Origin of the sequence: Frankia sp. AvcI1, from assembly GCF_001420875.1 — a bacterium.
GTDB lineage: Bacteria > Actinomycetota > Actinomycetes > Frankiales > Frankiaceae > Frankia > Frankia alni.
Genome location: NZ_LJFZ01000009.1, coordinates 113,429 through 126,642 on the forward strand (window position 1 = coordinate 113,429; position 13,214 = coordinate 126,642).

3 protein-coding genes and 8 pseudogenes are annotated in these 13,214 nt (G+C 75.9%); 6 read left to right on the plus strand and 5 right to left on the minus strand.

All coding sequences use genetic code 11. The annotated features are described in order from the left end of the window. Nucleotide 1: 1 nt before the first annotated feature. The 4 genes and pseudogenes from UK94_RS48490 to UK94_RS11710 all read right to left on the minus strand — a co-directional run. Nucleotides 2-1,201: pseudogene (locus tag UK94_RS48490) on the minus strand (thiamine pyrophosphate-dependent enzyme); the annotation flags it as partial. Between the two features lies 1 nt (nt 1,202). Next, a pseudogene (locus tag UK94_RS48495) lies at nt 1,203-1,331 on the minus strand (2-oxo acid dehydrogenase subunit E2); the annotation flags it as partial. 1 nt (nt 1,332) lies between these two features. Next, nucleotides 1,333-2,114: pseudogene (locus UK94_RS48500) on the minus strand (2-oxo acid dehydrogenase subunit E2); the annotation flags it as partial. Nucleotides 2,115-2,685: 571 nt separating this feature from the next. Continuing rightward, nucleotides 2,686-3,678 carry a thiamine-phosphate kinase gene (locus UK94_RS11710; RefSeq protein ID WP_011607035.1) on the minus strand — a complete coding sequence of 331 codons (993 nt, stop codon included), beginning with the start codon at nt 3,676-3,678 and terminating at the stop codon, nt 2,686-2,688. Between the two features lie 341 nt (nt 3,679-4,019). Between UK94_RS11710 and UK94_RS48505 the strand changes: the two are divergent. The 4 pseudogenes from UK94_RS48505 to UK94_RS48520 all read left to right on the plus strand — a co-directional run. Further along, nucleotides 4,020-4,237 (plus strand): annotated as a pseudogene (locus UK94_RS48505) (acetamidase); the annotation flags it as partial. Nucleotide 4,238: 1 nt separating this feature from the next. Beyond that, a pseudogene (locus UK94_RS48510) lies at nt 4,239-4,540 on the plus strand (acetamidase/formamidase family protein); the annotation flags it as partial. 1 nt (nt 4,541) lies between these two features. Continuing rightward, a pseudogene (locus UK94_RS48515) lies at nt 4,542-4,753 on the plus strand (acetamidase); the annotation flags it as partial. Between the two features lies 1 nt (nt 4,754). Then, nucleotides 4,755-5,555 (plus strand): annotated as a pseudogene (locus tag UK94_RS48520) (acetamidase); the annotation flags it as partial. Between the two features lies 1 nt (nt 5,556). Here UK94_RS48520 and UK94_RS73520 read toward each other — a convergent pair. Next, complete coding sequence (locus UK94_RS73520; protein ID WP_055749833.1) at nt 5,557-10,632, minus strand: AAA domain-containing protein; 5,076 nt, start codon at nt 10,630-10,632, stop codon at nt 5,557-5,559. A gap of 131 nt (nt 10,633-10,763) precedes the next feature. On the opposite strand from UK94_RS73520, the gene UK94_RS48545 reads away from it, so the two are divergent. After that, a partial coding sequence (locus UK94_RS48545) for an endonuclease Q family protein (protein WP_235487616.1) occupies nt 10,764-11,065 on the plus strand: 302 nt, incomplete at its 3' end. A 1-nt stretch (nt 11,066) separates the two neighbouring features. Continuing rightward, nucleotides 11,067-13,213, plus strand: a pseudogene (locus UK94_RS48550) (AAA family ATPase); the annotation flags it as partial. Nucleotide 13,214: the final 1 nt, after the last annotated feature.

Below are 13,214 nucleotides of genomic sequence, written 5' to 3' on the forward strand. Positions count from 1 at the left end.
NGGTAGCCGCGCAGCTGGGAGAGGTTCAGCGTCTCGGCGACGACCCCCTGCCCGGCGAACGCGGCGTCGCCGTGGACGAGGATCGGCAGGACGGTGAAGCCGGCCGTGCCCTTGTCCAGGATGTCCTGCTTGGCGCGGACGACGCCCTCGGTGACCGGATCGACGGCCTCCAGGTGCGACGGGTTCGCCACGACCGAGACGGGCACCTTGCGCCCCTCGCGGCCGGTGTACACGCCCTCCGCGCCCAGGTGGTACTTCACGTCGCCGGAGCCGTGCGCCGTCTGCGGGTCGAGGTGGCCCTCGAACTCGGCGAAGATCTGCCGGTAGGACTTGCCGACGATGTTGGCGAGCACGTTCAGCCGGCCGCGGTGGGCCATGCCGATGACGACCTCGTCGATGCCGGCGTCGGCGGAGCGCTCCAGCACCTCGTCGAGCGTCGGGATGGTCGACTCGGCGCCCTCGAGGGAGAACCGGCGCTGGCCGACGTACTTCGTCTGCAGGAAGGACTCGAACGCCTCCGCGGCGCCGAGGCGCTCCAGCACGTGCAGCTGCTCGGCCGGGTCCGGGCGCTCCGCGGAGCGCTCGACCCGAGCCTGGATCCAGGCCCGCTCGTCGGGCTCCTGGATGTGCATGTACTCGATGCCGACCCGGCGGCAGTACGAGTCGCGCAGGACGCCGAGCACGTCGCGCAGCGACATCGTCCGCTGGCCCGCGAACCCGCCGACGGCGTACTCGCGGTCGAGGTCCCACAGCGTCAGCCCGTGACTGATGATGTCCAGGTCGGGGTGGCTGCGGATGGCGAACTCGAGCGGGTTGGTGTCGGCCATCAGGTGGCCGCGCACCCGGTAGGCGTGGATCAGTTCCAGCACCCGGGCGTTGTGGTCGAGGTCGCCCTCGTGCACCACGGGCATGTCCGAGACCCAGCGGATGGGCTCGTACGGCACCCGCAGCGACTGGAAGATCTCGTCGTAGAAGCCGTCCTCGCCCAGCAGGAGCTGGTGCATCCGGCGCAGGTACTCGCCGGACTGGGCGCCCTGGATGATGCGGTGGTCGTACGTGCTGGTCAGCGTGATCGTCTTGGAGATCGCGAGCCGGGCCAGCGTGTTGGCCGCGGCGCCGGAGAACTCGGCCGGGTACTCCATCGCGCCGACGCCGATGATCGTGCCCTGGCCCTCCATCAGCCGGGGCACCGAGTGCACCGNGCCGATGCCGCCCGGGTTGGTCAGGCTGATGGTGACGCCGGTGAAGTCGTCGGTGGTCAGCTTGTTCGACCGGGCGCGGCGGACCAGGTCCTCGTAGGCCGCCCAGAACTGGTTGAAGTCCAGCGTGTCNGCCTTCTTCACCGCGGCGACGACGAGCTGGCGGCCCTTCGGGGTCACCAGGTCGATGGCCAGCCCGAGGTTGACGTGCTCCGGCTGGACGAGCGCCGGCTTGCCGCCGACCTCGGCGTAGGAGGCGTTCATGGCGGGGTGGTCGGCCAGGGCCTTGACCATCGCGTAGCCGATGATGTGGGTGAACGACACCTTGCCGCCGCTGGAGCGGGCCAGGTGCCGGTTGATGACGATGCGGTTGTCCGCGAGCAGCTTCGCCGGGAACGCCCGCACCGACGTGGCGGTCGGGACGTGCAGCGACGTCTCCATGTTGCTGACCACGCGGGCGGCCGCGCCGCGTAGCGGCGTGGTGGCCGAGCCCTGCGCGCCGGCGGGGGCGGGTGCCGGCTGCCTGGCGGCCGCGGCGGGCGCGGTGGCTGCCGGCTTCGCGGGCGCGGAGGGTGCGGGCGTGGCGGGCTTCGCGGGCGCCGCCGCGGCGGGCTTCGCGGGCGGGGCCGGAGTGGGCACGGACGCCGGGGCCGCAGGCGGAGTAGGCTTCGCCGCGGGCGGCGCCGTGTGCGCGACCTCACCGTCGGGCGAGATCCCGCTTGGTGCCACCTCCGCGGCGGGCGCGTCCGCACCGGGGCCGGCCGGCGGCGCGGTGGGCCGGTAGTCGGAGAGAAACTCCCGCCACTCCGGCGACACGCTTTGCGGATCTTCGAGAAACTGCTGGTAGATCTCGAAGACCAGCCATTCATTAGGTCCGAAGTCAGGTCCTGACGCAGGAACCGTCGGTGCTGTCACGGGGCCATTCGCCTCTATCCACGGTCTCACTTCACGGCCTCCGAAAGGCCCTTCTGCCACCGTCTGCTCAGGCTACCCGCTCTGGACACCCAGGGCAGGGGCGGGCCCGCCCGGTCGGGTCACAGGCACGGTGCGTGCCGGGTCGANGCCGCCCTGCCGTCCACCTGGTCGGTCTTCGCGTGCCGGGTCGGAAGCGGAGGGTGACTCGCCCCGGCCTGGCGGCCAGCACCCGANGCGGGTCGTTCGTCCGGCTTCCCGCGTGGGGAACACCTGGGGCGGTCCATCCGTTAAACTGGGTGTCGCCGGCCCGCATCATGGCCCCCGGACCCAATAAAAGTCGCTTCGAGCGACCTACGCCCGTGAGGCGACCTGGCGGGCCGGCGTCTACTTGGTTCGAATAACGCAGCTCGCCCCGGCGGATCGCCGGGGCGATTTCTGCTGTTCGGGCCCGTCCACCCGCACCGAGTTCCGCCGCACCGAGCCCGCCGCCCGCCCGGCGGGATCGCCCGCCGCGGTGCGATGTGCTGCCGCGGCCGCGGCCGGCCGGGTGGTTACGCCGCTGGGCCCACGGTCACCTGAAGTGATTCCAGCCCCCGCGGCCGGCGGTCGGCCGCCCGGCCAGGGTGACGCCCGTTCCCGGCAGCACCAGCCCGATCCGTTCGCAGCCACCGGGGATGGCCGCCGCCGGGGGCAGGCAGGCGACGAGCGCGTGGTCCTCACCGCCGGTGAGCACCCAGTCCAGCGGGTCCGCCCCCAGCTCTGCGGCGGCCGAGGGCAGTGGCTCCGCGGCGGCCAGGGCGGTCAGGCCGCCCAGGTCGAGGTCGATCCTCACCCCCGACGCGGTGGCGATGTGGCCGAGGTCCTGGACCAGACCGTCCGAGACGTCGCACATCGCGTGGGCGCCCGCCGCGGCGAGCGCCGGGCCGAGCGGGTAGGGCGGCCGCGGGCGCCGGTGCGCTGTGACCAGCCCCGTCCAGCCGGCGTCGGCATCGGCGTCGGCGTCGGCATCGGCGTCGTGGCCCAGGCCCGCGGTGAGCAGGGCCAGGCCCGCCTCGGCCCGACCGAGGGAACCGGCGAGCACGACCACGTCACCCGGTCGGGCCCCCGAGCGCAGCACCGGCGCCCGGCCCTCGAGATCGCCGAGAGCGGTCACCCCCAGCATGATGGAGTCGGCGGAGCTGATGTCACCGCCGGCGACGGTGGCCCCGGCCCGGGCGCACTCGGCGGCGAGCCCGTCGGCCAGCGCCAGCGCCCAGTCGACGGTGAGGTCGCCGGGTGCGGCGAAGCCGACGAACAATCCGGTCGGTCGGGCCCCCATCGCCGCCACGTCCGCGAGGTTCTGCGCCGCGGCCTTGTGCCCGACGTCCACGCCCGACGACCAGTCCCGCCGGAAGTGGCGGCCCTCCAGCAGCAGGTCGGTGGTGACGACCACCCGGGCGTCCGGTGCGGACAGCACCGCGGCGTCGTCGCCCGGGCCGACGAGCACGTCCTGGCCGAGGGCGAAACGAGCGGTGATCGCACGGATCAGCTCGAACTCGCCGAGATCCCGCAGCGTCGCGGTCACGGCGCGCCGGTGCCGATGCCGGCGCGGAAGGGTGTGCCGGTGCCGGTGCCGGTGCTGGCACCGAAGCGCCGGTGCCGTCCGCCGAACCGTCTCCCTACGCCCACCGACCCCCCGCTCACCGGCCCAGCACCCCCCGTTCGGGCGAATGACCGTGATCGCAACATCCGCGTCACCTTTTCGTCATATGCCACTGAAAATCTGACGCGCGTGCATGACCAGTCCTGTCGTTTCGCATGTCGAGTCCGGCCCGCCGGGACCCCGGGGGCCGGTCGCCCGCGCGCCCGGGCGGCTCGTCACGGCGGGAACCCGCCCGGCCGGCACCGGGCCTGGTAGGCCCGCCTGTGGCGCTGCAGCCAGGCCGGGGCAAGATCGAGGGAAAGCACTACCTGCCCTCCACCCCCGAGACCGTCACATGGGGCGAGCTGCCCAACGCACTGACCAGGCCCGTGCTCAGCATCGACTCCGGCGCCGCGGTCACCTTCGACACGGTCAGCCCGGAGGGGATCCTCGGCGACCAGGGCCGTGATCCCGACGCGTTCCTCGCCGACCTCGGCGTGCCNCCGTCCGAGGTCCTCGCCGACGCCCGGGCCATCGCCGCCTCCGGCCTGCCGCACCGCTTCGGCGTGGACGCCCCGCACATCGTGACCGGGCCGGTGCTCGTCCGCGGGGCCCAGCCCGGTGACGTGCTGCGCGTCGACGTCCTGTCGCTGCACCCGCGGGCCCGGTACGGGATCGTCTCCTCCCGTCACGGCGCGGGCCTGCTCGCCGGGGAGTTTCCAGAGGGCGACCCGCCCGAGCCTGATGCCGACGCGCGGCACTGGCAGCGCTTTCGCACCGTCACCACCTTCTGCGCCGTCGAACGNCGCCGCGGACGTCTCTTCGGCGCGCTGACCAGCACGAGCGGCGGACGAGCCCGCTTCCCGCTGGCCCCGTTCCTGGGCGTCATGGCGGTCGCGGTGGACAGTACCACCGAGGTCATCTCCGCCACCTCGGTCGGCCCGCACGGCGGCGCCCTGGACTGCCGCGATCTGGGCACCGGCGCCCGGCTCTACCTGCCCGTCCAGGTCGCCGGCGCNCTGTTCGCCGTCGGTGATCCGCACTACGCCGTCGGCGACGGCAAGATCGGTGCGACGGCCCTGGAGGGCCCGCTGCGCGCGACGCTGCGCCTGACGGCGCTGCGGGAGGCGGCCGCCCGCGCCGCCCTGGGGGCGTTGCGCGAGCCGTTCGTCGAGACCGACAACGTCTGGGTCACCGTGGGAGTCGACGCAGATCTGACCGAGGCGATCCGCCGGGCGACCCGTTCGGCGGTGGTGTTCCTGCAGAGCCGTGTCGGGCTCGAACGCGCCGAGGCGCTGGCCTACCTGTCGGCGGCGGCGGACGTCGGGGTGTGTCGGATCGGGCCCGGGACGCAGACCGCATTCTGCCGCATCCACCGGGCGGACTTCACGGAGCCGACGGCGGCGAAACCCCGGCTGCACCGGCCGCCGTTCACCCGCATCGTCAGTGCCGCCGGCGCGCAGGACGCCGACGGAGCGCCGGACGCCGACGGAGCGCCGGACGTGGATGGCACGCACACCGTGCACGACCTGGATGGCGTGGCGGACGTGGCGGACGTGGCGCACGTGGGCGGTGTCGCGGACGCGGGCGGCGTGGCGGGCGTGGCGGACGCGGGCGGTGTCGCGGACGCGGGCGGCGACGGGCACGAGCGCGAGCCTGTGGGCGCGGCGGACGAGCCCGTGGGACCGGCGGGCGGTGAGCGGCCCGCCGCCGAGCCCGGCAGGGGCGGGTCGCCCCCGGCAGGTGCGCCCCGGTCCCCCCGGGCCGGGACGACGCGTTCGGGACCGGCCGACCGGCGGGGCCGTCCGGCGGGCCGGTGAGTCAGTCGGCCGAGGCGCCGGTACCCGGCGAGCGCCGTGCACCGGCCGGATCGCCGCGCCCGGCCGGTGCCGGCGCGTCGTCGAGGCCCTCCAGCTCCGAGAGCGTGATCGGACGCCAGCGGTGCAGCAGCTCGTCCGCGCCGGCGCGGACCGGCCCGCTCGGGGCGGGCGGGCGGCCCGGCGCCCCCCGCCCGTCGGGGTCCGTCCGCTCGGCCGCCATCGGGGCGATTCCGGCGGCGGCCAGCCGCGGCCACAGCGAGGCCAGCGCCGCCTCGGGGTCGAGCTCGAAGTCGGACTGACGGACCCGCCAGAACCGCCATCCCGCCCGGCGCAGCTCCCGTTCCCGGTCGAACTCGCGGGCGATCTCCGCCGGCCCGGGGCCGACGTCCCCGTCGCACTCGACGGCGAGCCGGGCCCGCCCGCCGGCGACGACCAGGTCGACCCGCCGGCCGTTGACCTCCACCTGGGGCGTGACGAGGTAGCCGCGCCCGGCGAGGTGGCGGAACACCCGCTGCTCGAACAGCGAACCGAAGGCGGGATGGGGGCGGTCCGTGGCGACCTCGGCGAGCGGTGGCGTCACCCCGGGCAGCGGCGCGGCCGGGCGCGCCGCCGACAGCACGTAGCTGAGGTAGCTGTGGCGGAGATCCTGGTGGTCGAGGTCGGCCGGCGACACCGAGTGGAACAGCCAGACCTGGTCGCGCGCCCGGGAGGCCGCGACGTTGAACCTCCGCTGGTACTCCAGCCGGGTCAGCGGGACCGGCCGGTCGCCCGGCGCGACGACCAGCGACAGGAACACGACGTCGCGCTCGTCGCCCTGGAAGTCGGCCGGCGTGCCCACCCGCAGCCGGCGGCGCAGGTGCTCGGCGGCCGACATCCGCTCGGCGAGCTGGTCGCGGATCAGCGTGGCCTGCGCGGTGCCCTGGGTGACCACGACGCCGAAGCTGAGCCCGGCGTAGCGCGGGTCCTCGGCGCAGGCCAGGACCTGCGCGACGAGCGCCTCGGCCTCGGCCGGGTTACGCGGCCCCGCCGCAGTGGCCGTGGTGAACCCGTGCGGGACGAACCGCGCGACCAGCGGCGTCAGCCGGTCCGCGCCGAACTGGCGCAGCGGCAGCAGCGGCGCGTCCCGGTAGAACATCGCCGACGACCACTCGATGATCTCGGGCATGCAGCGGAAGTGTTCGCGCAGCCGGATCACCTCGCCGAAGCGGGTCCGCAGCAGGCTGAACAGGCTGGACCGCGGGGTGAAACCGACGCGCAGCCACGCCGGCACGTCCGGCAGCAGGGCGTCGAGCCGGTCGAGGACCGGGTCGAGCTCCTGCGCCGGGTCGACCGGCGGGGTGCACTGGCGGTCGTCGCCGACGACGATCACGCGGGGCGCCAGCCACAGCAGGAACAGGCTGTCGAGCCCGGCCTGGCTGCCCTCGTCGACGATGACGACGTCGAAGCTGTCGCGGACCGCGGGGATGGTCGACAGCACCTCCCGGATCGGCATCACCCAGGCCGGCACCGCCGTCTGGGCGATCTCCATCGCCTCCCGGGCGGCCTGGCGGTAGCGCTCGGCATGCCGACCGGCGAGCGTGCCGCCGGCGGCGACGGTGTCGGCGTAGGCGCGCAGCGCGGCCGACTGCTCGGCGCCCATCCGTTCCAGGCAGTGCTTCCACGCCTTCGCCCCGGCCAGCTCCGCGGTGGCCGCGGCGAGGACGTCCTCGGCCGCGTCGAGCTGGGCGTCCAGGTCGGGCGACGCCGTGGCCGCACCGCCGGGGACGCCCGCGTCGCGGGCGGCTCGGGTCAGCCAGTCGGCCGCGACGGCCCAGGCCCAGGCGGCCGAGAACGACGCCAGCCGGGCCGGCCAGGGATCATCGCCGCCGTCGTCGCGCCCCCGTTCGCCGCCGGGGCCGCGGTCGGATCGGTGGATGGTGGCAGCGGTCAGGAGATCCGCCAACGCGGGATGCGCCGCACGCAGCCGGTGGAGCAGCACGGCCTGCCGGGCGGCGGCCTGCCTGCGGGCCGCCGCGGCGTCGAGCGCGGCGCGGGCGGTGGCGTAGGCGTCGGCGTCGCGGGTCCGGGCGGCGGCGGCCACGGCACCGAGCTCGGCGGCCAGTGCGGTGGGGGCGTCGGGGTCGGCGGCGAGGCGGTCGTAGGCGTCGGCGAGGTCGGCGAGCGCCCGGTCGGCCTCGACCGCGGCGGCCATCGGCTCGAGCGCGGCCATCGCGGCGGCGAGATCCCGCCCGTCCGCGGCGGAGTCGATCGTGACCGGCTGCCCGGGCGCCGCCTCGGCGGCGAGGGCGACGACCCGGTCTCGCGCCGCCACGACGGCGTCGATCCCCTCGACGGCCTGCTGCCCCTCGACCAGCCGGGACAGCCGGACCTCCAGCGGATCACCGGGCCGCGGCGGGCGGCCCACCAGGGTCCAGCCGCGACCGGCGGCCTCGACGGCGAGCTCCGCCCGCAGGCGGGTCAGGACGACGTCGAGCAGTTCCGGGGTGGTCGGCGCGACCCCGTCGACGGTCACGTGGCGCAGCAGCGCGTCGGCGTCCCGCTGGACCTTCGGCCGGAAGCGACGCCGGAGCTCGGCGCCCTCGTCCAGATGTGCCCGCAGCGCCTCGGCGCGGGGGAGCAGGACGGCGGGATCGAGCTCGGTGCCCCGCCCGACGCCGTCGGGTTCGGCGCCGTCGGGTTCAGCGCGGTCGGGTTCAGCACGGTCGGGGACGGCGCGGTCGGGTTCGCCCGCGCCGCCGGGGACGCCCGCGCCGCCGTCCGCCACCCGGGCCGGGTCGATCGGGGCGGAGCCGGCGGAGGGCAGCACGACGGCGCGCAGGCCGAGGTCGTCGACGTGGCGGGCCGCCTCGGCGATGAGCGGCGCGGCGGCGCTCACCTTGGCCCACAGCAGCCGGTCCCGGCCGGCGAGGGCGTCGTCGAGGGCGGCGGGGATCCACTCCCGATCCGGCCCGCGGGCGCCGTGCGCGGACAGGTCGTCGAGGGCGCGGACGAGCGCGGTCACCGCCGCCCGCAGCGGGCCGGTCGGCGACGATCCGGGGCCGGCCGTAGCGATCGCGTCCAGCAGGCCGCGGGCGGCGGCGGTGACCTCGGCCCGGGCCGCCTCGGCCGCCCGCCGGGCCGCACGGTCCGCGGTCACCAGCGCGGCGAAGCGTGCCGCAGGCAGGACCGGTGGTACCGCGCCGGTCGGGACATCCGTCGGGTCCGCCGGATCCGCCGGGCGCCCGGCGTCCGTCGCCGCCGGCGAGACCGGGTCGTCGGCGCAGGCACGCAACAGGGAGTACAGCTCGACCGCCTCGGTGTCGGTCAGCGGCGCCGGCCGTTCGTCGCCGCTGACCGCGGGCGGCACGGGCAGCGGCAACCAGCCGTGGGCCTCGCCACCGTCGCGGACCCGGGCGGCGATGCCCGCCCGGGTCCCACCCCAGCCCGCGGCGCCGACCTCGCCGTCCGGATGCACGGCGCGCTCGGCGGCCCGCGCGCCGCGGGCCCGCTCGGCGAGCTCGGCCCGGGCGCGCAGCGCCTCGGCCCGCCGTCGCGCGGCCTGCTCGATCCGGCGGTCGAGCGCCTCGGGGTGGTAGACCGCCTTCTCCGCGGCCAGTGCGCTGACGCTCGCGGCGAGCTCGGGCGAACCGACCCCGCCGGCGTCCACCGTCGTGGCTGCACCGCCGGCGGGGCCGGAGGCCTCCTCGACGTCGGTGAGCGACACGCACAGCCGCTGCAGTTCGGGCGGCAGCTTCTCCCGCAGCACCCGCAGGGCCTGCGCCTTCTGGCTGGTGACGAGGACCCGTTGACCCTCGGCGAGCAGCGCGGAGATCAGGTTCGCGATCGTGTGGGTCTTGCCGGTGCCGGGCGGACCCTCGACGACGACGCCGTTGTCGTGGCGCAGCCGTTCGAGCACCCGGGCCTGTTCGGGGCTGGCCGGCAGCGGCAGCAGCGGGTCGGCGCCGAGCTCGGCGCCGCTCGTCGCGCCCTCGGCGTCGAGCCAGGCGAGCCGCTCGTCGGCATCCAGGGTGGCGACGAGCTGGACGAGTCCCAGCGGCGGCGGTCCGTCGCCGCGCAACGCCGCCAGCATCCGCTCGTAGTAGGTCAGCAGCGAGGCCTGGTCACGCACGCGCAGCACGAGCGCGGGGGCGAAGGTCACCCGGGGGTGGGCCGGGCCGTCCGGCGGTGACGGCGGCGGCGGCGCGTCCTGCGGGTCGAAGCCGTCCACCGGCACGTCCAACGCCAGGGCCAGCCAGTCCCGCAGCAGCCGCGGGTCGTCGGCGCCGAGCGGGACCGGTGGCCGGTTCTGCAGGCGTTCGTGCAGGTGGTTGGTCCGTTCCCGGCGGAACCCGGGAAGGCCGTCGAGCAGCGGGCCGTCGCCCAGTCGGGTCGCCCCGCCCGCCGGGACCCGCACCCGGATGTCCGAGCTGACCGGGTCGATCTCGCAGCTCACGCGGGTGGACAGCAGGTGCTCGCGGATGAGCGGGCCGCCGGGCGGCGCCCAGGTGAGCAGGCCCGTGGCCAGCACCAGCTCCAGCGCGTCGCCCTCCTGGGCCACCCGGGCGGCGACGGCGTGCAGCGTGTTGTGCAGGGCGCGGCGTTCGGCGTCGGCCCGGGCGCGCGTCGCCCAGATCCGCCATCCGGGCAGCCACTCGCGGTAGGCGGCCTCGATCCGGCCGTACTCCGGGCTCGCCGGGTCGGGACCGGTCGCGGCGTCGGCGCCCGGGTCGGCGTCCGCGTCCGCGTCGGCGCCAACGTCGGCGCCAACGTCGGCGTTCGGCCATGCCGGCGGGCGGTCGGGGTCGGCGGCGGCCGCGTCGGGCAGGCGGATCCGGCCGGCAAGCAGCGGCGGGAGCGGCGGGGGCGGGGGCAGCGTGGCGGCGGCGGGGGCGGTCAGCAGGACCTCGCCGGCGCCGGCGTGCTCCGCCAGGGCGACGCCGGCCGGGATGTCGGCGAGCCAGACGGCGAGCGGGTGCTCCTCGACGGTCCGCACCCGCGCGGAGCGGGCCACCGCGACCTCGTGCAGGAAGCGCACCAGCCGGTGGCAGCGGTCGGCCAGCGCCGCCCGCTGCACGGCGTCGTCGTGGCGCGCCGTCACCGGATCACCTGCCGCGCCCGCCTCGCGCCCGCGGCGGGCCGCAGGCGTCGGCCGTAGGGTGCCATCCGCCGTCCCTCCCGTTCCCTTACCCCTCCGCGCCGCCATGATCGAGGCTCCGCCACGACGAAATAATGACGGTTGTCCCCGACGGGCGGCGGGCCGGGTGGTGCGTCGGCGCGGGCCACGCCGTGGCCGGCCGGGGGCTGGCGGGCATGGATCGGCCGTGGCCTCGGTGTATGCCTGCCGTTGGCCGGCGGGCGCCCGGGGCCGCCTCTTCGGCGTGCCGCCGCCGGTCGCCGTGCGCGGATGCGACAACATACGCATCCGTGAGGTCACGGTTCTATGCTGATTTGCACATTCACTCCCGGTACTCCCGGGCCTGCAGCCGCGACTGCGACCTGGAGCACCTGGCCTGGTGGGCGGCGCGCAAGGGNATCGCCGTCGTCGGGACCGGAGACTTCACCCATCCCGCGTGGTCGCAGGAGCTCGCCGAGAAGCTCGTTCCGGCCGAGCCCGGCCTGTTCCGACTGCGGCCGGATCTGGAACGGGAGGTGCTGCGCACGCTGCCGGCCTCCTGCCGGACGGTGACCCGTTTCATGATCTCCAGCGAGATCTCCACGATCTACAAGCGGGGCGATCGGACCCGCAAGGTCCATCACCTGCTCTACGCGCCGACCCGGGAGGCCGCCGGAGCCATCACCGCGGCCCTCGCCCGCATCGGCAACCTGGCCGCGGACGGGCGGCCCATCCTCGGCCTGGACTCCCGCGACCTGCTGGAGATCACCCTGGCCGGCGGCCCGGGCTGCTACCTCGTGCCGGCGCACGTGTGGACGCCGTGGTTCGCCGTCCTGGGTTCCAAGTCCGGCTTCGACGCCGTCGAGGACTGCTACGTCGACCTCGCCGACGAGATCTTCGCCCTGGAGACGGGGCTGTCCGCCGACCCGGAGATGTTCTGGCGGATCTCCGGCCTCGACCGCTACCGCCTGGTGAGCAACTCCGACGCCCACTCGCCGCCCATGCTCGGCCGCGAGGCGACGGCGTTCACCTGCGAGCTGGACTACTTCGCCATCGAGGCGGCGCTGCGCGGTGGGGACGGATTCGCCGGGACGGTCGAGTTCTTCCCCGAGGAGGGCAAGTACCACCTCGACGGTCACCGCAAGTGCGGGGTGTGCCTGACCCCGGAGCAGACCCGCGAGGTCGGCGGACGCTGCCCGACCCTGCGGCGGCCTGCTGACCGTGGGCGTGCTCAACCGGGTGGAGGCGCTGTCCGACCGCGGGGACGGCGTGCGTCCCGCGACGGCCGGTGAGGTCACCTCGCTGGTGCCGCTGCCGGAGGTCGTCGGGGAGATCCTCGGGGTCGGGTCGAAGAGCAAGGCGGTCGCGAGCCAGGTCACCTCGCTGGTGTCCCGGCTCGGCCCGGAGCTCGGCATCCTCGGCGACGTCCCGGTGTCGGCGATCGCCGAGGTGGGCTCGGCCGAACTGGTCGAGGCGATCTCCCGGCTGCGACGCGGCGAGGTGATCCGTCAGGCCGGCTTCGACGGCGAGTACGGCGTCATCCGGCTGTTCGAGCCGCGCGAGCTCGCCGGGGACGGTGCCACCCTGTTCGACCTCGCCCCCGCCCCCGCCACCCCCGCCGAGCCGGCCGAGCCGGACGCGGCCGGGCGCGGCGGCCGGATCCCGCGGCAGGCGGGACGTGGTCAGCGGTCCCGTCACAGCGCACTCGCCGCTGCGGCGGCCTCGGCGGGTGGCACGGACGTCGCCGACGGCGGCCCGACGCTCGACGAGGCGCTCGCCGCGGTGGGGGAGGGGCCACGGGCTGATGATCGGGCCGACACCGTGGGGGCGCCTGGGGTCGAGTCGATCGGTTCCGCGGAACCGTCGAGTCCGGTCGAACTGGCGGGTTCGGTCGGGCCGTCGAGTCCGGTCGAGCCGGTGGGTGTGGCCGAGCCGGCGGGTTCGGTCGAGCCGGTGGGTGTGGCCGAGCCGGCGGGTCGGGTCGCGGCTGCGGAACCGTCCGTGCTCGACGGGCTGGATCCGGACCAGCGGCGGGCGGCGGCGCATCCGGCCGGCCCCTTGCTCGTCCTCGCCGGCCCCGGGACCGGCAAGACCCGCACGCTGGTACACGCGATCGCCCACCGGGTCGCCGAGCGCGACGTGCCCGCCGAGCAGTGCCTGGCGGTGACGTTCACCCGCCGGGCAGCGGGGGAGCTCGCCGAGCGGCTCGACGCCATGCTGGGCGCACGGGCCCGCCGGGTGCTCGCGACGACGTTCCACGGCCTGGGGCTGACCATCGTCCGCGAGCAGCACGAGCGGCTGGCGCGCGGGGCGCAGGTCCAGGTCGCCGACGACGCCGTGCGGGTGGAGCTGCTCGACGCCGCGCTGCACGGCGAGGGCGACTCCCGCGCCCGGCGGCGGGTGTCGGCCGGGATAGCCGAGCTCAAGCGGCTGCGGGCGCTCGGCCAGGTCCAGCGCGACCACGACCTGGTCGGCGTCCTCGCCCGCTACGACGCCGAGCTGCGGGAACGGGACATGGTCGACCTCGACGACCTGATCGCGCTGCCGCTGACCCTGCTGCGTTCGGN